The 23,317-nt window shown below is 72.3% G+C and carries 18 protein-coding genes; 12 read left to right on the top strand and 6 right to left on the bottom strand.

All coding sequences use genetic code 11. From position 1 onward, the window contains the following. Positions 1-305 precede the first annotated feature (305 nt). Positions 306-6,521: a pullulanase-type alpha-1,6-glucosidase gene (pulA, locus tag GLX25_RS10000; protein ID WP_155842357.1), complete on the top strand. Its 6,216-nt coding sequence runs from the start codon at positions 306-308 to the stop codon at positions 6,519-6,521. 151 nt (positions 6,522-6,672) lie between these two features. Here pulA and GLX25_RS09995 read toward each other — a convergent pair whose 3' ends face one another. Then, a complete protein-coding gene (locus GLX25_RS09995) occupies positions 6,673-7,089 on the bottom strand; it encodes a hypothetical protein (RefSeq protein ID WP_155842356.1) in 417 nt (138 codons plus the stop codon). Between the two features lie 169 nt (positions 7,090-7,258). Next, positions 7,259-8,260 carry an o-succinylbenzoate synthase gene (locus tag GLX25_RS09990; protein WP_155842355.1) on the bottom strand — a complete coding sequence of 334 codons (1,002 nt, stop codon included), beginning with the start codon at positions 8,258-8,260 and terminating at the stop codon, positions 7,259-7,261. A gap of 43 nt (positions 8,261-8,303) precedes the next feature. Here GLX25_RS09990 and GLX25_RS09985 point away from each other — a divergent pair, with 43 nt between their 5' ends. The 3 genes from GLX25_RS09985 (at position 8,304) to GLX25_RS09975 (ending at position 11,929) form a co-directional block, all read left to right on the top strand. Continuing rightward, complete coding sequence (locus GLX25_RS09985; protein WP_155842354.1) at positions 8,304-9,236, top strand: 1,4-dihydroxy-2-naphthoyl-CoA synthase; 933 nt, start codon at positions 8,304-8,306, stop codon at positions 9,234-9,236. Positions 9,237-9,306: 70 nt separating this feature from the next. Beyond that, positions 9,307-10,476 carry an AMP-binding protein gene (locus GLX25_RS09980; RefSeq protein ID WP_155842353.1) on the top strand — a complete coding sequence of 390 codons (1,170 nt, stop codon included), beginning with the start codon at positions 9,307-9,309 and terminating at the stop codon, positions 10,474-10,476. Positions 10,477-10,900: 424 nt separating this feature from the next. Then, positions 10,901-11,929, top strand: a complete 1,029-nt coding sequence (locus tag GLX25_RS09975) for a 1,4-dihydroxy-2-naphthoate polyprenyltransferase (RefSeq protein ID WP_166548685.1) — start codon at positions 10,901-10,903, stop codon at positions 11,927-11,929. A 53-nt stretch (positions 11,930-11,982) separates the two neighbouring features. On the opposite strand, the gene GLX25_RS09970 is transcribed toward GLX25_RS09975, so the two are convergent. Further along, entirely contained in the window at positions 11,983-12,264 is a 282-nt protein-coding gene (locus GLX25_RS09970) for a DUF4229 domain-containing protein (protein WP_166548684.1), read from the bottom strand. Between the two features lie 74 nt (positions 12,265-12,338). Between GLX25_RS09970 and GLX25_RS09965 the strand changes: the two genes are divergently transcribed. The 3 genes from GLX25_RS09965 to GLX25_RS09955 all read left to right on the top strand — a co-directional run bounded on the left by GLX25_RS09965 (position 12,339) and on the right by GLX25_RS09955 (position 15,633). Further along, positions 12,339-12,815 carry a PLD nuclease N-terminal domain-containing protein gene (locus GLX25_RS09965; RefSeq protein WP_155842352.1) on the top strand — a complete coding sequence of 159 codons (477 nt, stop codon included), beginning with the start codon at positions 12,339-12,341 and terminating at the stop codon, positions 12,813-12,815. Next, positions 12,808-14,688: a 2-succinyl-5-enolpyruvyl-6-hydroxy-3-cyclohexene-1-carboxylic-acid synthase gene (gene menD, locus GLX25_RS09960; protein ID WP_155842351.1), complete on the top strand. Its 1,881-nt coding sequence runs from the start codon at positions 12,808-12,810 to the stop codon at positions 14,686-14,688. The genes GLX25_RS09965 and menD overlap by 8 nt, the downstream gene beginning before the upstream one ends. 120 nt (positions 14,689-14,808) lie before the next feature. Next, complete coding sequence (locus GLX25_RS09955; protein WP_240898292.1) at positions 14,809-15,633, top strand: PPK2 family polyphosphate kinase; 825 nt, start codon at positions 14,809-14,811, stop codon at positions 15,631-15,633. A gap of 261 nt (positions 15,634-15,894) precedes the next feature. Here GLX25_RS09955 and GLX25_RS09950 read toward each other — a convergent pair whose 3' ends face one another. Both GLX25_RS09950 and GLX25_RS09945 read right to left on the bottom strand, forming a co-directional pair. Next, complete coding sequence (locus GLX25_RS09950) at positions 15,895-17,199, bottom strand: isochorismate synthase (protein ID WP_271192612.1); 1,305 nt, start codon at positions 17,197-17,199, stop codon at positions 15,895-15,897. A gap of 100 nt (positions 17,200-17,299) precedes the next feature. Beyond that, entirely contained in the window at positions 17,300-17,584 is a 285-nt protein-coding gene (locus GLX25_RS09945) for a DUF427 domain-containing protein (RefSeq protein ID WP_155842349.1), read from the bottom strand. Between the two features lie 430 nt (positions 17,585-18,014). Here GLX25_RS09945 and GLX25_RS09940 point away from each other — a divergent pair, with 430 nt between their 5' ends. From GLX25_RS09940 to GLX25_RS09930, 3 genes are all read left to right on the top strand, one after another. Further along, positions 18,015-18,746, top strand: coding sequence for a demethylmenaquinone methyltransferase (locus tag GLX25_RS09940; protein ID WP_155842348.1), 732 nt, complete (start codon positions 18,015-18,017; stop codon positions 18,744-18,746). Between the two features lie 232 nt (positions 18,747-18,978). Next, entirely contained in the window at positions 18,979-20,097 is a 1,119-nt protein-coding gene (locus GLX25_RS09935) for a polyprenyl synthetase family protein (protein ID WP_166548683.1), read from the top strand. Between the two features lie 64 nt (positions 20,098-20,161). Next, positions 20,162-21,541, top strand: coding sequence for an FAD-dependent oxidoreductase (locus tag GLX25_RS09930; protein WP_166548682.1), 1,380 nt, complete (start codon positions 20,162-20,164; stop codon positions 21,539-21,541). 139 nt (positions 21,542-21,680) lie between these two features. On the opposite strand, the gene GLX25_RS09925 is transcribed toward GLX25_RS09930, so the two are convergent. Next, complete coding sequence (locus tag GLX25_RS09925) at positions 21,681-22,364, bottom strand: DUF998 domain-containing protein (RefSeq protein ID WP_205719864.1); 684 nt, start codon at positions 22,362-22,364, stop codon at positions 21,681-21,683. A gap of 388 nt (positions 22,365-22,752) precedes the next feature. Between GLX25_RS09925 and GLX25_RS19370 the strand changes: the two genes are divergently transcribed. Both GLX25_RS19370 and GLX25_RS09915 read left to right on the top strand, forming a co-directional pair. After that, positions 22,753-22,968, top strand: coding sequence for a nucleotidyltransferase family protein (locus tag GLX25_RS19370; RefSeq protein WP_271192611.1), 216 nt, complete (start codon positions 22,753-22,755; stop codon positions 22,966-22,968). Beyond that, a complete protein-coding gene (locus GLX25_RS09915) occupies positions 22,965-23,297 on the top strand; it encodes a HepT-like ribonuclease domain-containing protein (RefSeq protein WP_166548681.1) in 333 nt (110 codons plus the stop codon). Before GLX25_RS19370 ends, GLX25_RS09915 begins: the two co-directional genes overlap by 4 nt. Positions 23,298-23,317 lie beyond the last annotated feature (20 nt).

The following is a 23,317-nucleotide window of genomic DNA, read 5'->3' as shown; positions in this document are numbered from 1 at the left end:
CTCGCAGCGCCGATGGTACTGCAGGGGCGACCCTGTGGGAGAGTAGGACACCGCCGGACACACCTTCACAGAAGAGCCGCCCACCGCCGGGCGGCTCTTCTGCATTTAACGCGCCACCTGGCCCGGAAGTGCAAGCGATTACGCCCCCCGATCGGGGCGGCGCCTCGCTCGGGCGCGCCCATCAGCGTGGCTGCTGCGGCAAGACACCCGCATTGAGTGCAAGCGCTTGCATTAACGTCCCGCGCGCTGCTACGTTCGCTCCCAATGTCAGTGGCACGTCGTCGTGCCGGAATCGGGAGTCAAGGATGACGCATCGGGCGCGCGCTCGGACATGGGTGACATTCGGGATCACGGGCGCCGTCGCGGCATCCGCCCTCGCAGTTCTGCCGGTCGCACCGGCGGCCTCGGCCGACGGCGACACGTTCGCCCTCGTCGGCTCGCTCCAGTCGGAGCTCGGCTGCCCGGGCGACTGGCAGCCGGACTGCGCGGCGACCGAGCTGCTCGCGACCGACACCCCCGACCTGTACGCGGCGGAGTTCACGCTCCCCGCCGGCCAGTACGAGTACAAGGTCGCCGCGAACGACGGCTGGGACGCATCGTGGGGCCTGAACGGCGGCGGCGACAACATCCCGCTGAGCGTCGACGGCGAGGTCGACGTGCGCGTCGTGTTCGACGACGCGCAGAAGCGCGTCGGGCTCGAGCTGCTCAGCATCGACGGTGCCTACGACGAGACCGCCGACGCAGGCCTCGTCGCTGCCCCCGCCCGTCAGGCCGGCGGCGACGAGAACTTCTACTTCGTCATGACCGACCGCTTCGCCGACGGCGACCCGACGAACGACACCGCGGGCATCGAGGGCGACCGTCTCGCGCACGGCTACGACCCGACCGACAAGGGCTTCTACCAGGGCGGCGACATCCAGGGCCTCCGCGACCAGCTGGACTACATCGCCGGGCTCGGCACGACGGCGATCTGGCTGACCCCGAGCTTCAAGAACAAGCCCGTGCAGGGCGAGGGCGCGAACGCGAGCGCCGGCTACCACGGGTACTGGATCACCGACTTCACGCAGATCGACCCGCACCTCGGCACGAACGCCGAGCTCGAGGCGCTCATCGACGAGGCGCACGCCAAGGGCATCAAGATCTACTTCGACATCATCACGAACCACACGGCCGACGTGATCGACTACGCCGAGGGTCAGTACTCGTACGTCGACAAGGGCACGAGCCCGTACACGGATGCCGCAGGGAACGTGTTCGACCCGAGCGCGATCGCCGGCAGCCCCGACTTCCCCGACCTCGACGCGGCCACGAGCTTCCCGTACACCCCGGTCATCGCCCCGGAGGAGGCGGACGTCAAGGTCCCGGCGTGGCTCAACGACCCGACGGTGTACCACAACCGCGGCGACTCGACGTGGGCGGGCGAGTCGGTCACCTTCGGCGACTTCGTCGGCCTCGACGACCTCATGACCGAGGACCCGACCGTCGTGGACGGCTTCGTCGACGTCTACCAGGGCTGGATCGACCTCGGTATCGACGGCTTCCGCATCGACACCGCCAAGCACGTCAACTTCGAGTTCTGGGAGACCTGGTCGACCGAGGTGCTCGACTACGCGCACGCGGCCGGCAAGCCCGAGTTCTTCATGTTCGGCGAGGTCTACGACGCCGACCCGGTCAAGCTGTCGCCGTACGTGCGCGACACCGACATGAACTCGGTGCTCGACTTCACCTTCCAGTCGCAGGCCGTGAGCTTCGCCGCCGGCAACTCGGCGAAGAACCTCCAGTCGCTCTTCGCGGGCGACGACTGGTACACGACGCCCGACACCTCGGCCGCCGTGCTGCCGACCTTCCTCGGCAACCACGACATGGGCCGCGTCGGGTACTTCCTCGCCTCCACCGGCAACGCCCTCGAGCGCGACGAGCTCGCGCACGAGCTCATGTACCTCACGCGCGGCCAGCCCGTCGTGTACTACGGCGACGAGCAGGGCTTCGCGGGCACGGGCGGCGACAAGGACGCGCGCCAGACGCTCTTCGCAACCGAGGTCGGCGAGTACGCGAACCAGCCGCTCGTCACGGGCGAGCAGGCCGGCAGCGTCGACCGCTACGACACGGATGCTCCGCTCTACGAGCACATCGCCGCACTCGCGGCGCTCCGCGACGCCCACCCGGCCCTCGACCAGGGCGCGCAGCTCGAGCGCTACGTCGCCGACGGCGCGGGCGTGTACGCGTTCAGCCGCGTCGACCGCGACGAGAAGGTCGAGTACCTCGTCGCCGTGAACAACGCGAACGAGGCGAAGACGGTCGACGTGACGACGCTCACCGCCGACGGCGTGTTCACGCCCCTCTACGGCACCGACGGCCCGGGCGTCACGGCGAACGCGGAGGGCGTGGCATCCGTCTCGGTGCCGGCGCTCGGCGCCGTCGTGCTGCGCGCCGACCGCGAGGTGACGGCGCCCGGCGCGGCATCCGCCATCGCCGTCGACGTGCCCGCAGCGGGCGCCGGCGTGACCGGCACGACCGCGGTCTCGGCCGACGTGGCCGACGACACCTGGCAGGAGACGAGCTTCGCGTGGCGCGTCGCCGGCTCCGACGAGTGGCACGGCCTCGGCACCGCCGAGGACACCACGCCGCGCGTGTTCCACGACACGGCGGGGCTCGCGAACGGCACGCTCGTCGAGTACCGCGCGATCTCGACGGATGCCGCGGGGCAGCGTGCCGCGGCATCCACCTACGCCTCGGTCGGCAACGCGGTGAACCTCGTCGTCGAGGAGGAGCCGGAGACCGAGATCGACCTGGTCACGATCCCCGGCAACCACAACTCCGAGATGGGTTGCCCGGGTGACTGGCAGCCCGGCTGCGAGGCCGCGAAGCTCACCAAGCGCGCCGACGGCGTCTACGAGGGAACCTTCGACGTGCCGGCAGGCTCGTACGAGTACAAGGTCGCGATCAACGGCAGCTGGGACCTCAACTACGGCGCGAACGGCGTCGAGGGCGGGGCGAACGTCGCCTACACGACCGCCGGCGGCCCGGTGACGTTCTACTGGGACCCGCGCACCAAGGTGTTCTCGTCGACCGCCGAGGGCCCGATCATCACGCTGCCCGGCAGCCTGCAGTCGGAGCTCGGATGCCCCGGCGACTGGCAGCCCGAGTGCATGGCGACCTTCGCGCAGGACGGCGACAAGGACGGCGTCTACGAGTTCTCGACCGACCAGCTGCCGACCGGCAACTACGAGGTGAAGGTCGCGCACAACCGCTCGTGGGACGAGAACTACGGCGCCGACGGCGTGCGCAACGGCGGCAACATCGCCTTCAGCGCGACCGAGGGCAAGACGGTGACCTTCCGCTACACGATCGCGACGCACGTGCTCGAGGTCGTCGTGGCCGACCCGCCGCTGGCGGGTACGGGCACGCAGCGCGCGTACTGGCTCGATGCCGAGACGCTCGCCTGGCCGGCATCGCTGCTCGGCGGCGCCGACGCGGCCGACCTGTCGTGGACGATCGAGCACGCGGCCGACGCGGGTCTCGCGGTCGCTGACGGCGCGGTGACGGGCGGCGGCGACCAGGTCGAGCTCGAGTTCGACCCCGCCGGCATCGGCGACGAGCTCACCGCGGCGTTCCCGCACCTCGCGAGCTACGCGGCGCTGCGCCCGGTCGGCCTCGACCGCGACGCGATCGCGGAGCTCGTCACCGAGCAGGTGCAGGTCGCGCAGCGCGACGGCGACCGGCTGACCGCCTTCACCGGCGTCCAGTTGCCGGGCGTGCTCGACAACCTGTACGGCGAGGGCGTGGCATCCGTCACGCTCGGCACCTCGTGGAACGGCGGCGAGCCGACCCAGTCGGTGTGGGCGCCGACCGCGCAGTCGGTCTCGCTGCAGCGCTGGGACGCGGGCTCGACGGGCGACGCGCAGGTCCTGCCGGCGACGTTCGACGCCGCGTCGGGCGTGTGGTCGGTGACGGATGCCGCGCTCGGAGCGGGCGACGAGGTCCGCTGGCTCGTCGAGGTGTACGCCCCGTCGACCCCCGCGATCGAGCAGAACTCGGTCACCGACCCGTACTCGCAGGCGCTCACCGTGAACTCGGCGCGCACCGTGCTCGTCGACCTCGACGACGCGTCGCTCGCACCCGAGCTGTGGACCGACACCCCGGCGCCGATCGTCGAGAGCCAGGTCGACCGGGCGATCACCGAGCTGCACGTGCGCGACTTCTCGATCACCGACAAGACGGTGCCCGAGGACGAGCGCGGCACGTACCGCGCGTTCACGCGCAACAGCGCGGGCACCGCGCAGCTGCGCGAGCTCGCGGCGGCCGGCATCAACACGGTGCACCTGCTGCCGACGTTCGACATCGCGACCATCGAGGAGCGCCGCGACCAGCAGGCGACCCCCGACTGCGACCTCGAGTCGTTCGGTCCGGCGTCGGAGGAGCAGCAGGCGTGCATCGAGGCGATCCGCGACCTCGACGGCTTCAACTGGGGCTACGACCCGTACCACTTCCAGGCGCCCGAGGGCTCCTACGCGGTGGACCCGGATGGCGGCGCCCGCGTCGCCGAGTTCCGCGAGATGGTCGGAGCGCTGCACGCGAACGGCCTGCAGGTCGTCCTCGACGAGGTGTACAACCACACCGCGGCATCGGGCCAGGGTGAGAAGTCGGTGCTCGACAAGGTCGTGCCCGGCTACTACCAGCGCCTCAACGCGACCGGCGGCGTCGAGACCTCGACCTGCTGCCAGAACGTCGCGACCGAGCACGCCGTCGCCGAGAAGCTCATGGTCGACTCCGTCGTGCTGTGGGCGAAGGAGTACAAGGTCGACGGGTTCCGCTTCGACCTCATGGGCCACCACTCGAAGGACAACCTGCTGGCCGTGCGGGCCGCGCTCGACGAGCTGACGCTCGCCGAGGACGGCGTCGACGGTTCGGCGGTGTTCCTCTACGGCGAGGGCTGGAACTTCGGCGAGGTCGCGAACAACGCTCGGTTCGAGCAGGCCTCGCAGGGCCAGCTCGGCGGCACCGGCATCGCCACGTTCAACGACCGACTGCGCGACGGCGTGCACGGCGGCAGCCCCGTCGCGGGCGACTCGAAGTACGAGCAGGGCTTCGGCACCGGCCTCGCGGGCGAGCCGAACGGCCGACCCGTGCGCGACGGCATCCGGAACCTCGGCCAGCAGACCGACCTCGTGAAGATCGGCCTCGCGGGCAACCTCCGCGACTTCGAGTTCACCGGGTACGACGGCGTGGTGAAGACCGGCGCCGAGGTCGACTACAACGGCTCGCCCGCCGGGTACGCCGACCAGCCCGAGGAGGTCATCAACTACGTCGACGCGCACGACAACGAGACGCTGTTCGACCTCGGGGTGCTGAAGCTCCCGCAGGAGACGTCGATGGCCGACCGCATCCGCATGAACACGCTGTCGCTCGCGACCGTGTCGTTCTCGCAGAGCCCGTCGTTCTGGCACGCCGGCACCGAGCTGCTCCGCTCGAAGTCGCTCGACCGGAACAGCTACAACTCGGGCGACTGGTTCAACCGGATCGACTGGACCGGCCAGGAGTCGACCTTCGGGTCGGGCCTGCCGATGGAATCCGACAACGCGGATCACTGGCCCGTGATGGCGGAACTGCTCGCCGACCCGGCACTGAAGCCGACCGCCGAGGACATCGCCGCGGCCGAGGCATCCGCTCTCGACCTGCTGCGCGTGCGCTCGTCGGTCGACCTGCTCACCCTCGGTTCGGCCGAGCTCATCGAGCAGAAGGTGACGTTCCCGAACAGCGGGGCGGATGCCACGGACGGCCTCATCGTCATGCTCATCGACGACCTGGTCGGCGAGGACGTCGACCCGGCGCTCGAGGGTGCGCTCGTGGTGTTCAACGCCTCGGGCGAGGCGATCACCGAGCGGATCGACGGGCTCACCGGCCGCGACTTCAAGCTCGCCAAGCCGCTGCGGACCGGCGTCGACGAGGTCGTCAAGGAGACGAAGTGGAAGGCGAAGACCGGGACGCTGACGATCCCGGCGCGCACGGCCGCGGTGCTCGTCTCCGAGCAGAAGGCGACGAAGCCGGCCAAGGCCGGCGCGGCGACGCCCGGGCCGAAGGCTGGCTCGGCGTCGGGCTCGGGTGCGGCGGGCGCCTCGGCTGCCACCGCGGGCTCGGCCGCGCCGGTCGTGCGCCTCGACGCCGGTTCGGTGCAGGTCGGCTCGACGCTCTCGGTGGCGGGCTCCGGCTTCGCGTCGGGCGAGCTCGTGCAGGTGTGGCTCGAGTCGACGCCGCGCCTGCTCGAGGCGCAGTCCGCCGCTGCCGACGGTTCGGTGGCGTTCGAGGTCGCGATCCCCGAGGGGACCGAGATCGACGGGCACCACGTGCGGCTGATCGGTGTGGCATCCGGAGCCGAAGCGGTGACGGAACTCACCGTGGTGGGTCCGCTCGGGCTCACTGCGACGCAGGGCGCGCTGGCTGCGCTGCTGGGGATCGCGGTGCTCGCGGCCGGGTTCGTGGTCGCCGGGCCGCGCCTGCGGCGCTCGCGGGTCAGAGGCTGAGGCCGCCGGGCGACGCGAGTGTGCGCCGCGTCGCCCGGACGGTGCGGATCGGCGCCCGGGAATCCATCCCGGGCGCCGACCCGCGCGCGACACGATGCCCGGCGCTCCCCCCGGCGCCGGGCATCGTCGTCTGTCGCGGACCGCTCGGCCGCTAGAACGGGAGGGCGAGCCCGCAGCTGTCGAAGGCGTAGAAGAGGTCGGCGCCGTGCGCGGCGAAGATCTCGTCGATGCCCTTGCCGTCGCCGGCCTTCGACTCGTGCGGGTTGTTGCCGGCGACGACGCCGCCCTGGCCGTTCGCACCCTTCACGTGGATGGTGAACGACATCGGTGCGCCGGTGGACGCGTACGCGTCGGTCACGCACTCGGCGTCGGCCGGGTCGAGGCCGAAGGTCAGCTCCTCGAAGTACACCGTGAACCAGGCCTGCGAGTTGCTCGCGCCGGCGTTGCCCTTCGCCGAACGGTTCGCGTTGTAGCACTCGTGCGCGTAGGCGGCTGCGCCGCTGCCGAGCGTGATCGCGGCGGCCAGGCCGAGGCCGGCGCCGATGTTGGTCATCGTTCTCGAGAACATCCGTACTCCACTTCGATTCGGGTTGGATCGGCCGTCGACCGGCCGTCGCTTCCGACGATGCCCCCGATCGACGCTGATGGACTCAGGGTGCTCCCCGACCTCGTCGGCGCGACACCCCCAGAAACGGGGGTATTCCTCAGGTTCCCGAGCGGCGTCGATCGGGCGCTGATCAGGCCGTTCCGACTCCCAGGGCCGCGTGGCAGCGCTCGAGGCGGGCGAGCCACCACGCCGTGCGGTCGGCGTCGGCGGCATACCTGTTGAGCAGCGCCGGGTCGGGGTCGACCCGGCGGACGTCGATCGCGCCGCCGCTCGCGAGGAGCGGCTCGGCCGTGACATCCGCCGCCAGCAGCGAGGCCGTGCCGAGCCCGCAGTCGTAGTCGAGCGTCGGCACGGCGGCGGCCAGGTGCGCGCCCATCGCGAGGCCCACGCTCGTGTCGAGCGCGCTCGACACGACGATCGGGAGGCCCGCGCGCTCGACGACGTCGAGGGCGCGACGGATGCCGCCGAGCGGCGCCGCCTTCACGACGAGCAGGTCCGCGGCGCGGGCGGCGGCGACGGCGAGCGGATCGTCGGCACGCCGGACGCTCTCGTCGGCCGCGATCGGGATGCCCATGTACTTCGTGCGCGTGCGGATCTCGGCGAGTTCGTCGACGCTCGGACACGGCTGCTCGACGTACTCGAGGTCGAACGGCGCGAGCGCGTGGATGGCGTGCTCGGCCTCGTCGATGTTCCACCCGCCGTTCGCGTCGACGCGGATGCGTCCCTCGGGGCCTATCGCCTCGCGCACCGCGCGCACGCGCGCCACATCCTGCTCGAGGGTCTGGTCGGATGCCGCGACCTTCACCTTCGCGGTCCGGCACCCGGGGAACCGCTCGAGCACGGCGGGCACCGCGTCGGCGTCGACGGCGGGCACGGTCGCGTTCACGGGGATCCGGTCGCGGTGCGCGCTCGGGGTCGGGTTCCAGCCGAAGTCGATCGCGGCGCCGAGCCAGGTCGCGGCCTCCTCGTCGTCGTACTCGGCGAACGGCGCGAACTCGGTCCACCCCTCCGGCCCCTCGAACAGCAGCGCCTCGCGCACGTCGATGCCGCGGAACCGCGTGACGAGCGGGAGCGCGACGACCCGGGCAGTCGCGAGCAGGTCGTGCAGGGGCGGCAGGGCGTCGGCGCTCATGCGTCGAGTCTGCCACCCGGGCGGCGGAACTAGGCTGGAGGCCATGGTGGTCGAGGTGTCGGAACTGTACGATCCGAGCGAGTGGGCGGATGCCGCGGCATCCGTCACGGGCGGAGCCGGTTTCACCGACATCACCTACCACCACTCGACCGACGGCCGCATCGCGCGCATCGCGTTCGACCGGCCGGAGGTGCGCAACGCGTTCCGTCCGCACTCGGTCGACGAGCTGTACCGGGCGCTCGAGGACGCGCGCACGAACCCCCGCATCGGGGTCGTGCTGCTCACGGGCAACGGGCCGAGCCCGAAGGACGGCGGCTGGGCCTTCTGCTCGGGCGGGGACCAGCGGATCCGAGGCCGCGACGGGTACCAGTACTCGGCCGCCGAGGGCGAGGTCGTGCGCGACCCGGCGGCGGCTGCGGCGACCGGGCGGCTCCACATCCTCGAGGTGCAGCGGCTCATCCGCTTCATGCCGAAGGTCGTCATCGCGGTCGTGCCCGGGTGGGCCGCCGGCGGCGGACACTCGCTGCACGTCGTCTGCGACCTCACGATCGCGTCGCGCGAGCACGGACGCTTCAAGCAGACGGATGCCGACGTCGGCAGCTTCGACGCCGGATACGGGTCGGCGTACATGGCCCGCCAGGTCGGGCAGAAGTTCGCGCGCGAGGTGTTCTTCCTCGCCGAGGAGTACTCGGCCGACCGTGCGTACGAGATGGGCGCGGTGAACCGGGTCGTGCCGCACGCCGACCTCGAGCGCGAGGCGATCGCGATGGCGCGCACGATCCTCACGAAGTCGCCCACGGCGATCCGCATGCTGAAGTTCGCGTTCAACGCGGTGGACGACGGGCTCGTCGGCCAGCAGGTGTTCGCGGGCGAGGCGACGCGGCTCGCGTACGGGACCGACGAGGCGGTCGAGGGACGCGACTCGTTCCTCGAGAAGCGCGAGGCCGACTGGGGTCCGTACCCTTGGCACTACTGAGCGGCGGGCGCGCCGGTCGCTCGGGCGACTCGGCGGGGCGGAACCGCATCCGCCGGTTACCGGGGTCGCGATGAAACCCCTCATCCGGGTTGCGGCCGGCGACGTGCCGCGGTTGATCGCGCAGCTGCGCGAGGCGGTGCTCCTCGACGGGCTCGCGGTGCTGCCGATCCCCGGTGAGATCGAGCCGGCGGATCCGATCGAGGCTCTCGTCCACGACGAGGTCGCCGTGGTCGTCGAGACCAGCGGATCGACCGACCGGCCGAAGCGCGTCGCGCTCTCGGGTGCTGCGCTGCGCGCGAGCGCGGGCGCGACCTCGGGATGGTTCGGCGGCGTGCACGGGCAGTGGGTGCTCGCGCTCCCCGGGACCTACATCGCGGGCATCCAGGTGCTCGTGCGCTCGCTCGTCGCCGGCACCGAGCCGGCGGTCGTGCCCGCGGGCGGGTTCACGCCGGAGGCCTTCGTCGAGGCCGCCCGAACCCTCGACCCCGACCGTCCGTGGTTCACCTCGCTCGTGCCCGTGCAGCTCTCCCGCCTGGTCGAGGCGGCCGACGCCGACCGCTCGGTGCGGGCCGCCCTCGGATCGTTCGAGGCGATCCTGCTCGGCGGCCAGGCCGCGCCGGCCGGGCTCGTCGAGCGCGCCGCGGCCCTCGGCGCGCGCGTGCATCGGACCTACGGCTCCAGCGAGACCGCGGGCGGATGCGTCTACGACGGGCGCCCGCTGAACGGCGTCGACGTCCGGATCGTCGACGGCGAGGTGCAGCTCGCCGGGCGGATGCTCGCCGAGGGCTACCTCGACGATCCCGAACGCACCGCGCGTGCCTTCGCGGTCGACGCCGACGGGCGGCGCTGGTATCGCACCGGCGACCTCGGCTCGATCGCCGACGACGGCCGCCTGCGGATCACCGGTCGCGCCGACGACGTGATGATCTCGGGCGGGGTCAAGGTCGTGCTCGGCGAGGTCGAGCGCGCGGTGCACGGCGTCGAGGGATTCGCCGACGCGATGGTGGTCGCCGTGCCCGACGCCGAGTGGGGCGAGCGGGCCGCGGTGGTCAGCGCGGCCGCGGCGGCACGCGCCGAAGGTGCGCTCGAGGTGCTGCGTGCGGCGACGGATGCCGCGGGGCTGCCGCCCGCCGGCCGGCCGGTGCGTCTCGTCGTGGTCGGCGACCTGCCACGACTCGCCTCGGGCAAGCCCGACCGCGTCGCGGCATCCGCTCTCGCCCGGGGCGCCGACGGCGCCTGACGCCGGGCCCGCCCCCGGGCCCTCCGGCGCGCAGGCGCCGACCGGGGGCCGGACCGGCCGCACCAGCGCGGTCGGCGGCACCGCCTCGTGCGGTTCGCAGGATCAGGGACGCGATGCCCTCGCTGTGGAGCCCACCTCGCGTCTGGTCCTGCGAACCCACGGCGCGGGCCGGTCAGGTGGACGTCAGGTGACCGTTCAGTGCTCGAGGGCGGGAGAAAGGTATTCCGCGTCTACTCTTCTCCCCGCGATGTGAGCGAGGGATCGTCGCGGCGAGCGAGCGGCTGTTGCAGGGGAGCAGCATCCGGCGGACTCGCGCGGCGCCCCGCGCAGGCGCAGCCGGCGCCGCCGTCGCCGCCCGCGCCGCCCGCGCCGCCCGCGCCGCCCGGCAGAGCCCACCCATAGGCGCGCGGAATAGCATGTCGGGGTGGCACGCCCGAAGACCCCCCGCACGCAGTCAGCCGAGTCCGCCCGACCCGACCAGGCCGCCAAGCCGTCGAAGTCCCGCACGAACGGGCGCTCCGGCAACCCGGCGAAGGCCGCGGCGGGCGCGCCGCGCGCGCAGCGCGGCCCGGCGACGTTCCGCGACTGGGTCGGCGGTGCGCGCCTGCGCACGCTTCCGCTCGCGATCGCCCCGGTCGCGCTCGGCACGGGGGCCGCGGTCGTGCTGCTCGGCTACCTCGACGAGCCGTTCCATCCGTGGCGTGCCGTGCTGGCGCTCGTCGTCGCCCTCGCACTGCAGATCGGCGTGAACTACGCGAACGACTACTCGGACGGCGTGCGGGGCACCGACGAGCACCGGGTCGGCCCCGCCCGACTGGTGGGCTCGGGCGCTGCGACGCCGAAGCAGGTGCTCACCGTCGCGCTGGCGTTCTTCGGCCTGGCCGCGCTCGCCGGCCTCGCGCTCGTCGTCATCACCCAGCAGTGGTGGCTGCTCGCCGTCGGCGCCGCCGCGATCGTCGCGGGCTGGTTCTACACGGGCGGCAAGCGTCCGTACGGCTACTACGGCCTCGGCGAGCTCTTCGTGTTCGTGTTCTTCGGACTGGTCGCGACCGCCGGGTCGACGTACGTGCAGGCGCTCGACGTGAACCTCGAGTCGTGGACGGGCGGCATCGGCGTCGGCCTCATCGCGTGCGCCGTGCTCATGGCGAACAACCTCCGCGACGTCGAACAGGACCGAGTCGCGCGCAAGCGCACCCTCGCCGTGCTCGTCGGCCCGCTCGTGGGCCGCATCCTGTTCGCCGTCTTCATGCTCGCGCCGTTCGCGATCACCGTCTTCTGGGCGCTGCTCTACCCGCCGGCCTGGCTCGTGCTCTTCGCGCTGCTCGGCGCACTGCCGGCGTGCGTCATCGTCGGCTGGGCGCGCACGCCGCGCGAGCTCATCATCGGCCTGCAGCTGGCGAGCGTCACGGCGCTCGCCTACGGCGTCGGCATGGGGCTCGCGTTCGCGTTCTAGAGCGGATGCCGCGACGCGGCGTTCCGGTCGGGCGACGGATGCCGCCGCGCGGCCTACTCGGCCCGGCGCTGCTCCGCCTCGTCGACCGCGGAGTCCTCGGCCTCGTCGTCGTCCGTCACGAGCGGCTGCTCGCGGTGGCGCGCCGCATAGAGGTCCTGTGCCATCGCCTCGCGCTGCTTGCGGAGGAAGATGAGCGATGCGCTGAAGCCGAACAGCGCGGCCACGAGCACGGAGATCCACGGCGTGACGCCCGCGACGAGCAGGACCACGAGCGGTGCGGCGAAGAGGAGCACGCGCAGCAGCGTGTAGCGGAGCCAGACGGGGAGGGCCTTCACCCGATCAGTGTAGGCGGCGCAGTCTGGGTGCTCGCTCCCAGCCGAACGTGATGCGACGCGCCTAGAATCGGTGCATGGTCCGCCTCTGGTTGATCGCCGGTGTCGCTGCCGTGGTCTTCACGATCTACGCGGCGGTGGACTGCGCGCTGTTCGATCGCACCCGTATCCGTGGTCTTCCGCGCGGGTGGTGGATCGTCGTGATCCTGCTCGTCCCGGTGATCGGCGCCGCACTCTGGTTCATCGTGGGTCGGGGCCGCGCCGTGCGCGTCGGCCGCGTGAACCCGCACAGCAACGCGCCCGACGACGACCCCGAGTTCCTGCGCCGGCTGCGCGCCGACGCCGAGCACGAGGAGCGGATCCGTCGCCTCGAGCAGGAGCTCGAGCAGCTCGACCACGAACTCGACGCCGACGGCGACGCCCGCGACCACGATGCCGACGGCCACGGCGCCGCAAGCCCCCGCGGCGACGACGCGCTCGGCACCGACCGGCGACGCAACGACGGAACCGACGGCCCCGGCGACCCCGGACCCTCGGGTCTGCCGAATGGCTGAGGCCCGTCCGGTCGCGAGTCCCGCCACCGCAGCCGCGCTCGCGCTGCTCTCCCACCTCGCGCGCGCCGGCGTGACCGACGTCGTCGTGGCCCCCGGTTCGCGCTCGCAGGCGCTCGCGCTCGCCGCCGCGGAACTCGAGCGCGCCGGCGGCATCCGCCTGCACGTGCGCATCGACGAGCGCGGCGCGGGATTCCTCGCGCTCGGCCTGGCCGTCGAGACGGGCCGCCCGGCGGTGGTCGTTACGACGTCGGGCACCGCGGTCGCAAACCTGCACCCCGCCGTACTCGAGGCGCACCATGCGGGCGTGCCGCTGATCGTCGCGACGGCCGATCGCCCGGCGGAGCTCCGCGGCATCCGCTCGAACCAGACCACGGTGCAGCCCGGGATCTTCGCGGGCGCGGTGCGCCTCGAGCGCGATGTCGCGCCGCCCGAGGGCCGTGCCGGCGAGGCGGATGCCGCGGCGACGCTCGCGCGCGAGGCCGTGCGCGCCGCACTCGGCGTCGACGCCGACGGCGTGCTCGTGCCGCATCCCGGCCCCGGCCCCGTGCACCTGAACCTGCAGTACCGCGAGCCGCTGTCGTCGCCGGTATCGCTCGACTCGGCCCCGGTCGAGCGAGCGGATGCCGCGGCATCCGTCGCCTCGATCACGGCCGCCGCAGCCGACGCGCGGGTCGGGATCGCCCGCCTCGAGCACGGTCCGCGCACGGTCGTGATCGCCGGCGCCGGCGCCGGTCCCGAGGCGGAGGAGCTCGCCCGCGCGGGCGGCTGGCCGCTCATCGCCGAGGTCACGAGCGGCGCGCGGTTCGGCCCGAACCTCGTCGTCGCGTACCGCGAGCTGCTGCGCGAGCCCGGATTCGGCGATGCGGTCGAGCGGGCGATCGTGTTCGGGCATCCGACGCTGTCGCGCGAGGTCCCCGCACTCGTGCAGCGCGACGGCGTGGAGACCGTCGCGGTCGCGCCGTGGGGCATCGAGTGGTTCGATCCGGGGCACTCGGTCGACCGGTTCGAGCGTGCGGTGGCGGTGGATCCGCGCGAGCCGACGGCCGAGGAGCGGGCGTGGACCGGGCGCTGGGTGCGCGCGAGCCGCATCCTGCTGGATCGGCGCGACGAGGTCACCGCGGGCTCGGCCGGTGCGGACGGCGGCGCGTCCGGCGGCGGCGGCGCGTCCGGCGGGGGAGGGTCGCCCGGCGGCGGCCTCCGCAGCGGCGTCGACGAGACCGGGCACGTCAGCGACTACGCCGCGCAGCGCGCGTACCTGAAGGACCAGCTCGCGCGCATCCGCACGCCCGTCGACCGACGCATGCTCGTCGAGGCGCTTTGGGCGGCGACCTGGCCGCACGACCGGCTCGTGCTCGGCGCGTCCCGGCTGATCCGCGACGCCGATCGCAACGTTCCCGGTCGCCGCATCCCCGTGCACGCGAACCGCGGCCTCGCGGGCATCGACGGCACGGTCGCGACGGCGATCGGCATCGCGATCGCGAGCCAGTCGGCGGCGGACACGTCGGTCGAGGCGGCGGGCACGTCGGTCGCGCCGAAGGCGACCGGGACCACGCGCGCGCTGATCGGCGACCTCACGCTGCTGCACGATGTCGGCTCGCTCCTGCTCGGCGCCGGGGAGGCGCGCCCGCGCGTGCTCGTGATCGTCGGCAACGACGGCGGCGGCACGATCTTCGACGCACTCGAGGTCGCGGCATCCGCCCCGGCCGACGCGTTCGACCGCGTGCAGTACACGCCGCAGTCGGTCGACCTGTCGGCGATCGCGACGGCCTACGGCTGGGAGTACCGCCGCGCGACGACGCGGGGCGAACTCGACGAGGCGCTGGGCACGGCGGTCACCGGGCCGACGCTGCTCGAGGTGCCGCTCGCGCGCTGACCGCTCCGGGCGACCCCTTGCCGTGGCATCCGTCGGCCCTCGAAGATGGGGGAGCGCCGCGGCCGTCGCGGCCGTGAGGGGAGCGCCGTGGGGCTGGAGAAGTACTGGGCGAGCGATCCGATGGACGTGCTGCGCGTGCGGCAGGACTTCGTGCTCGCCGACGTCGACACCGGGTCGGCGCCCGGGTTCGAGGGGAAGAAGCGGGAGGCCGAGAAGTCGCTCGCGGTCGGTGCCGGGATCCTGGCAGGTCTGCAGGAGCAGCTGTTCGCCGGGCACCAGATGGGCGACGATCCCCGTCGCATCCTGCTCGTGCTGCAGGCGATGGACACGGCCGGGAAGGGCGGCATCGTCAAGCACGTCATGAGCGCGGTCGACCCGCAGGGCGTGCAGCTGGCGACGTTCAAGAAGCCGACGGAGGAGGAGCTCGCGCACGACTTCCTCTGGCGCATCCGCAAGGAGGTGCCGGAGCCGGGCATGATCGGCGTCTTCGACCGGTCCCACTACGAGGACGTGCTCATCGGCCGCGTCCGGGAACTCGCGCCTCCGGAGGAGATCGAGCGCCGCTACGACGCGATCAACGAGTTCGAGGCCGAGCTCGCGGCATCCGGCACCACGATCATCAAGGTCATGCTGCACATCTCGATGGACGAGCAGCGGTCACGCCTGCTGAAGCGCCTAGAACGGCGCGACAAGCACTGGAAGTTCAACCCCGGCGACATCGACGAGCGGATGCTCGCGCCGAAGTACCGCGAGGCGTACCAGGTCGTGTTCGACCGCACGACGACGCCGTACGCGCCCTGGTACGTCGTGCCGGCCGACCACAAGTGGTACGCGCGGCTCGCGGTGCAGCACCTGCTGATCGACGCGCTCGAGGGCATGAAGCTCGACTGGCCGCTCGCCGACTACGACATCGAGGAACAGAAGGCGCGGCTCGCGACGGGCTGAGTGCGGGTCGGGGCCGGGCGGATGCCGCGGGGCCGCGACGGTTCCGGCTCGGTCCGAGCCGAGCGCGGGTGATGTGCCGTACCGCTCATGTGCAGCCGCGTGCACATGAGGGGTTCGAGCCTTCGCGCCGATTCGGCGTGCGACTGGCGCGATGCGGCGCGCGGATTCGGCGATGCGGCTGGCGGAGCTGCGGTACCCGGGCGAGCCGGCGAGTGCGCAGAATCGCTACGCATGCAGCGCAGCCCGCGGGCGGGCTGAGTCCTACGGCACGGGCGGCGAGGGCGGCGGCGCGCCGAACGCCTCGACGATGGGCCGGAACTTCATGTCGGTCTCGGCGAGTTCGTCGGCCGGCACCGAGTCGTGGACGATGCCGCATCCGGCATACGCGCGCACCGTGCCATCCGTCGACACCTGCGCGCAGCGCAGGGCGATCGCCCACTCGCCGTCGCCGTCGGCGTCGACCCAGCCCACCGGCCCGGCGTAGCGTCCGCGGTCGAAGCCCTCGAGCTCCGCGATCGCCGCGAGCGCGACGTTCCGGGGCGTGCCCGCGACCGCGGCCGTCGGGTGCACCGCGCGCACGAGATCGAGCGAGCTCGACCCGTCGCCGAGCGTGCCCTTGAGGTCGGTCGCGAGGTGCCAGAGGTTCGGCAGCTGCAGCGTGAACGGCTCGGGGCTCGCGTCGAGTCGCGCGGTGTGCGGTGCGAGCGTCGCGACGGCGCTCTCGACGGCGAGGGCGTGCTCGGCGAGGTCCTTGTGCGAGGCCGCGAGGCGCGCCGCCTGGGCGCGATCGGATGCCGCGTCCCGCCCGCGCGACGCCGTGCCGGCGAGCACGCGCGCCGAGACCGTGCCGTGGTCGACGCGCACGAGCGTCTCGGGGCTCGCGCCGATGAGGCCGTCGACCGCGAACACCCACGTGTCGGGGTAGTCGTCGGCGAGCTTCGCGAGCGCTGCACGCAGCCCCGCATCCTCGTGCAGCGTGCCGACGATCTCGCGCGCTAGCACGACCTTCTCGAACCGGCCGTCGTCGATGCGGCGCACCGCCTCGCCGACGGCGCCCGTGTATGCCTCGGGCGGCATCGAGCCTGGCGCGAAGCGCACGCGCGGCACGTCGCGCTTCGGTGCGGGCGCGGGCAGTTCGACCGGTGCCGGCGGCGGCGCGGATGCCCCGTCGACGAGTTCGATGCGCGTGACCCACGCGCGCCCGTCGCGACGGCCGAGCACGATCTCGGGCACGACGAGCACGCTCGTCGCCGCGGACTCGTCCGCGAACGCGATCGCGCCGAACGCGACGAGGCCGCTGCCCGGGAGCCCGACGCGATCGTCGACATCGGCGCTCGCGGCGACGCGCTGCCACTCGCGGGCGGCGTCGGCGACCCGGTCGGCCCCGCACGTCTCGATGCGCAGCACCTCGCCGAGGCCGATGATGCCCTCGCCGCGGCGCATCCAGAGCAGCGGATGGCGGGGGTCGAGGCGAGGCACGAGCGGCGCGGTCTCGTCGACCGCGACGGTGCGGACGCGCAACCTCGTGTCGGCGGCGGGAGGCGCCGCGGCATCCGTTCGCGTCACCGGACCAGCCTACGCCGGAGGGTGCGGGGGCGATTCACGCGGGCCGCCGGGGCGCCGCAGCGCGGCGCGGTCGCTCCCCGCGCGGTGCGCGTCACCCGCCTCAGGCGGGGACGACGTCGACGCCGTGCCAGAAGGCGACGTGCTCGCGGATCTCCGCCGCCGCGTCGGACGGGGTGTTGTAGGTCCAGGCCGCGTTCGGGTTGCGCTGGCCGTCGACCTCGACGTGGAAGTAGTTCGCGGTGCCCTTCCAGTGGCACACGGTGCGGTTGTCGCTGGAGACGAAGTACTCCGGGCGGATCGCCTCACGCGGGAAGTAGTGGTTGCCCTCCACCACGACGGTGTCGTCGGACTCCGCGATGACCGTGCCGTTCCAGATCGCCTTCATGCCCAGCTGTACCTTCCTACGAGCTTCTCGAGCTTCGAGATTCGAGCTTCGAGCGGATGGCGCATCCGCGCCGTCCACCACGATTCAACGCCGTCCGGCCCCAGTTCCATCCCGATGCATGGAAACTCTCAGGTTCGGCCGCGCGCGGCGTGGCGAGTTCGCAGGGTGAGCGGCGCGATGTGTGCCGTGGGGCGGGGATGGGGTGTCTGGTCCTGCGAACTCGTGTGGGCGAGGTCGGGCGCAGGGGCGGGCATGGGCAGGGCCGTGAGAGTTCGCAGGATGAGCGGCGCGATGGGTGCCGTGGGGCGGGTATGGGGTGCCTGGTCCTGCGAACTCGTGGGTGGGGTGGAGCGGGGAGGGGAGCGGAGCACGCGGCAGGGCCTCGCCCCTCACCGAGGCCGCCCAGCCGGGCGACCGTAGACTCGCAGGCATGACGCGCGCAGACCTCGGCAAGGACCCCCGTGACGTCTCGGCGATGTTCGACCGGGTCGCGGCGCGCTACGACCGCACCAACGCGGTGCTGTCGGTCGGCAACGCCGCGCTGTGGCGGGTCGCCACGACGAAGGCGATCGCGCCGAAGCCGGGCGAGCGCATCCTCGACGTCGCCGCGGGCACGGGCACCTCGAGCGCGAGCCTCGCGAAGTCGGGTGCGAGCGTCGTCGCCGCCGACTTCTCGCCGGGCATGATCGAGGTCGGCCGCCGGCGTCAGGCGCACGTGCCGAACCTCGTGTTCGTCGAGGCCGACGCGATGAAGCTGCCGTTCGGCGACGCCGACTTCGACGCGGTGACGATCTCGTTCGGCCTCCGCAACGTGAAGGAGCCGAAGGTAGCGCTCGCCGAGTTCCTCCGGGTGACGAAGCCCGGCGGACGCCTCGTGGTGTGCGAGTTCTCGCACCCGCCGGTGGGCGTCGTGCGCGCGGGCTACGACTTCTACCAGAAGGTCGTCATGCCGCCGCTCGTGAAGCTGTCGAGCTCGAACGACGACGCCTACGACTACCTCAACGAGTCGATCAACGCGTGGCCCGACCAGCCGACGCTCGCCGGGTGGATCCGCGAGAGCGGGTGGGCGGATGTCGCGTGGCGCAACCTCACGGCCGGCATCGTCGCGCTGCACCGCGCGCGCAAGCCGCTGACCGGCGCGGTGGCCGCGCCGGTCGAGTAGGACGCGAAGCGCCCGTATCGAGACCCGCGGGACGTCGCGCCGGTGGTCGAGTAGGAGCGAAGCGCCCGTATCGAGACCCGCGGGACGTCGCCCCGGTGGTCGAGTAGGACGCGAAGCGCCCGTATCGAGACCTCGACGCCCCCATCGGGACCCGCCGCCGTGGAGCGTCGGCGTCGTCGCGTTCGACAAGCTCGCAGCATCCGCTCGGCTCGCTCTCGGTAGGCTGGGGCACGTGAATCCGAGCCACACGGTCCGTCGCGCCTCCTCGCTCGCGGCCAATCTCGGCCTCAGCGAGCGGGTGTTCGCCTCCGCGGCCGATCGAGCCATGGCCCGGGCCATCGACGACGGCCTCGAGCGCGTCGAGGCGGGGCTGGCCGAGCAGGTCCGCTTCGCGGATGCGGTGGCGGATGTCACGAGCCGCTACCTGCTCGAGGCGGGCGGCAAGCGCGTGCGCCCCATGCTGACGCTGCTCACCGCGCAGCTCGGCGACGGCTCGGTCGACGACGTGGTGACCGCGGCGATGGCGATCGAGATCACGCACCTCGGCTCGCTCTACCACGACGACGTCATGGACGAGTCGGAGCGCCGCCGCGGCGTGCCGAGCGCGCAGACCGTGTGGGGCAACTCGGTCGCGATCCTCACGGGCGACCTGCTGTTCGCCCGTGCGAGCCAGCTCATGGCGCAGCTCGGGGAGCGCGCCATCCGCATGCAGGCCGACACGTTCGAGCGGCTCGTGCTGGGCCAGCTCAACGAGACCGTCGGACCCGACCCCGACGAGGACCCGATCGAGCACTACATCCAGGTGCTCGCCGACAAGACCGGGTCGCTCATCGCGGCGGCCGCGCAGTCGGGCATCGTGTTCGGCAGCGCCGACCCGGCGCTCGAGGCGCCCATCATCGCGTTCGGCGAGAAGATCGGCGTCGCGTTCCAGCTGATCGACGACGTGATCGACCTGTCGCCGCAGCCGGAGGAGACCGGCAAGGTGCCCGGAACCGACCTTCGCGCGGGCGTCGTGACGCTGCCGCTGCTGCGGCTCGAAGAGCTGGCGAAGACGGATGCCTCGTCGGCCGACCTGCTCGACCGGATCCGCCGCGACGTGCTGCCCGCGCCGGCCGACGAGCAGGGCGACCCGTTCGACACCAACACGCTCGCGGCCCGGATCGTGCCGTCGCGCGCGACGGTCGACGCGCTCGTCGACGAGTTGCGCGAGCACGAAGCGACGCGGGCGACGCTCGCCGAGGCCCACCGCTGGGCGCGCGAGGCCGTCGAGGCGCTCGCACCGGTGCCCGAGGGCAGCGTGAAGAAGGCGCTGACGCGCTTCGCCGACACCATCGTGGAGCGCTCGAGTTGAGCCCTGCTCCCGTGACGACGACTCCCGAGCCGACGAGGCCCGAGACGACAGGAGGACCCGACCGGTGACGAGGAACAAGCTGCGCCTGGCCATCGTGGGCGCCGGCCCGGCCGGCATCTACGCCGCCGACATCCTGCTGAAGTCGGAGCGGAACTTCGACGTCTCGATCGACCTGTTCGATCACCTGCCCGCGCCCTACGGACTCGTCCGCTACGGCGTCGCCCCCGACCACCCGCGCATCAAGGGCATCATCACGGCGCTCCGCGAGGTGCTCGACCGAGGCGACATCCGCATCTTCGGCAACGTGCGCTTCGGCGAGGACATCACGCTCGCCGACCTGAAGAAGCACTACAACGCGGTCATCTTCGCGACGGGCGCGGTGAAGGATGCCGACCTGCACATCCCGGGCGTCGAGCTCGAGGGGTCGTACGGCGCGGCCGACTTCGTCAGCTGGTACGACGGGCACCCCGACTACCCGCGCGAGTGGCCGCTCGACGCGGAGTCGGTCGGTGTGATCGGCAACGGCAACGTAGCGCTCGACGCGGCGCGCATGCTCGCGAAGCACGCGGAGGACCTGCTGCCGACCGAGATCCCCGCGAACGTGTACGAGGGGCTCTCGCGCTCTCCGGTGACCGACGTGCACGTGTTCGGCCGCCGCGGCCCGACGTCGGTGAAGTTCACGCCGCTCGAGCTGCGCGAGCTCGGCGAGCTTCGCGACGTCGACATGATCGTCTACGACGAGGACTTCGACTACGACGACGCCGCACGCGCGGCCGTCGCCGGCAACAAGCAGGTCTTCGTGATCGACAAGGTGCTCCAGCAGTGGCGCAAGCGCGAAACCGGACAGGCCTCGCGCCGACTGCACCTGCACTTCTTCGCCAAGCCGCTCGAGGTCGTCGGCGACGGCGACGGCCGTGTGGCCGCGCTGCGGTACGAGCGCACCGCGCCCGACGGCGAGGGGGGCGTCGTCGGCACCGGCGAGATCCGCGAGATCGCCATCCAGGCGCTCTACCGCGCGGTCGGCTACTTCGGTTCGCCGTTGCCCGGCATCCCGTTCGACCGCGAGATCGGCGTCATCCCGAACCACGAGGGCCAGGTCCTGATCCGCGACCCCGAGACCGGACAGTCGCGTCAGATGTACGGCGTCTACGCGACCGGCTGGATCAAGCGCGGACCGGTCGGCCTCATCGGCCACACCAAGTCCGACGCCATGGAGACGATCAAGCACCTCATCAACGACCTCGGCAACTGGTGGCGGCCCGAGTCGCCGTCGGAGGCGTCGGTCGTCGAGATGCTCGAGGCCCGCGGCATCCGCTGGACCGACCTCGACGGATGGCACCGCCTCGACGAGCACGAGCTCGCCCTCGGCTCCGCCGAGGAGCGCACGCGCATCAAGGTCGTGCCGCGCGACGAGATGGTGACGATCTCGCGCGGCGAGGTCTGAACCGCCCGCTCCCGGTGGTCGAGTAGGACGCGAAGCGCCCGTACGCTCCGGTGGTCGAGTAGGACGCGCAGCGCCCGTATCGAGACCCGCCCGCTCCGGTGGTCGAGTAGGACGCGAAGCGCCCGTATCGAGACCCCAGTCACCGTGCCCCGAGCGGATGCGGCGACCACGCGTACACGTGCGCCGACGCCACGGCGAGCCACGTCCACGCCGCGACGACCGCCAGCCACAGCAGCCCTACGCCGGCCGCCGTCGTCGCCATCGCCGCACCGCCGAAGAAGCCGCCGACGATGACCACGCCGAGCACCACTCCGAGCGCCGCCCGCCTCGGCGCCCCGACGCGTCGGCTCCACCCGGCATACGCGAACGCCGCCGCGGCGACGGCCGCGAACCCGAGGGCTCCGAACAGCAGGTGCAGGATGCCGCTGAGGCTCGCCGTGCCATCCGCCTGACCCGCCGGGAAGCCGCCCATCGGGTCGGGGGCGAACACGGCGCTGAGCACGAGCGCCCCTCCGTAGACGGAAGTGAGCACGCCGAGCGCGAGGCCGCGCCCACTCCGGATGGCTCGGATCATCCCGACCGCGGCGACGATCGTCATGATGCCCGCGAGCGCGAGGTTCGCCCGCTGCAGCCACCCCCATTCGCCGAGCATCAGCAGCGAGAGCGCGTGCCGGCTGAGGTCGAACCCGGGCCGGCTGAGCGCGAGCGCGAGGCCGACGACGAGGTAGAACGGACCGGCGACCACGCCCCAGCCGAGCATGCTGCGGGTGGTCGCGGCCGACCGGTCGAAGGTGGTCGCGGTGCCGGAGGTCGAGGTGTTCATGTTTGCCCTTCGAGTCGAGACGGATGTCGCCTTCATCTCGTACGTCGAACGGCGCGGGCCGGGATCGACATCGCCGGTTCAGTGATTCCTCCTCGCTGATAGTATTTGCTATATGCGACCACACCCGACCGGCATCATCGATCGGATTCGCGCTGACGCGCGCGCCGCCGATGAGCTGCACGAGCGATCGCGCACGATGCTCGTGAATGCCGTCCGCTCCGGAGCGCGGGCCGGTCTCTCCCAGCGGGAGATCGCCGCTGCGGTCGGGCGGAGTCAGCCCGAGGTCTCCCGACTGCTGCATTTCCGCGGGGCATCGGCTCGCGGGCGCGCACTTGCCCGGAACCGCAGGAAGGTCATCGAGCTCGCCGCCGCTCGCGGCGCCCGCAACGTGCGCGTGTTCGGCAGCGTCGCGTCCGGTGCCGACACTGCTGAGTCCGACATCGATCTCCTCGTCGACCTCGAGCCGGGAACCGGCCTGTTCTCGCTTGCACGCCTGGAGGCCGAACTCGCAGATCTCCTCGGCGCCGAGGTCGACGTCGTTCCGGCTCGCGGGCTGCGAGAACACCTCGCCGAGCGTGTGCTGGGTGAGGCGGTTCCGCTGTGAGCCGGTCGGATCGAGAGCTCGTCGACGACGCCTTGGCCCACCTCGCAGCCCTGAAGCGCCATCTCGAGCGCGGGGACCTCGATGACGAGACCGTGGCGGACGCGGTCAGCCTGCGGTTGGCGGCGGCGATCGAGGCCGTCTCACACGCCAGTGACGGATATCGCGAGCGAACGTTCGGCGCGGACTGGAAGTTCATCTGGGCCACGCGTAACCGAATCGCCCACGGCTATGCCTACATCGACCTGACGATCATCCGCGACACCGTGGAGCAGGACCTTCCTGAATTCGAGGACAAGCTGAGGAGATCGGTCCGGACGACCGACGGCTGAGTCCAGCTTCGCGCCCTCGA

The organism is Agromyces luteolus (assembly GCF_009729855.1).
Taxonomy (GTDB): Bacteria; Actinomycetota; Actinomycetes; order Actinomycetales; family Microbacteriaceae; genus Agromyces; species Agromyces luteolus.
The sequence above is the reverse complement of the archived record's forward strand: the minus strand, read 5'-3'. Positions and strand labels throughout refer to the sequence as shown.

Excerpts from the sequence above, each read along its gene's own strand:
- pulA (WP_155842357.1), top strand. The coding sequence starts at position 306 with ATGACGCATCGGGCGCGCGCTCGGACATGGGTGACATTCGGGATCACG.
- GLX25_RS09995 (WP_155842356.1), bottom strand. The coding sequence starts at position 7,089 with ATGTTCTCGAGAACGATGACCAACATCGGCGCCGGCCTCGGCCTGGCC.
- GLX25_RS09990 (WP_155842355.1), bottom strand. The coding sequence starts at position 8,260 with ATGAGCGCCGACGCCCTGCCGCCCCTGCACGACCTGCTCGCGACTGCC.
- GLX25_RS09985 (WP_155842354.1), top strand. The coding sequence starts at position 8,304 with ATGGTGGTCGAGGTGTCGGAACTGTACGATCCGAGCGAGTGGGCGGAT.
- GLX25_RS09980 (WP_155842353.1), top strand. The coding sequence starts at position 9,307 with ATGAAACCCCTCATCCGGGTTGCGGCCGGCGACGTGCCGCGGTTGATC.
- GLX25_RS09965 (WP_155842352.1), top strand. The coding sequence starts at position 12,339 with ATGGTCCGCCTCTGGTTGATCGCCGGTGTCGCTGCCGTGGTCTTCACG.
- menD (WP_155842351.1), top strand. The coding sequence starts at position 12,808 with ATGGCTGAGGCCCGTCCGGTCGCGAGTCCCGCCACCGCAGCCGCGCTC.
- GLX25_RS09955 (WP_240898292.1), top strand. The coding sequence starts at position 14,809 with ATGGACGTGCTGCGCGTGCGGCAGGACTTCGTGCTCGCCGACGTCGAC.
- GLX25_RS09945 (WP_155842349.1), bottom strand. The coding sequence starts at position 17,584 with ATGAAGGCGATCTGGAACGGCACGGTCATCGCGGAGTCCGACGACACC.
- GLX25_RS09940 (WP_155842348.1), top strand. The coding sequence starts at position 18,015 with ATGACGCGCGCAGACCTCGGCAAGGACCCCCGTGACGTCTCGGCGATG.
- GLX25_RS09925 (WP_205719864.1), bottom strand. The coding sequence starts at position 22,364 with ATGAACACCTCGACCTCCGGCACCGCGACCACCTTCGACCGGTCGGCC.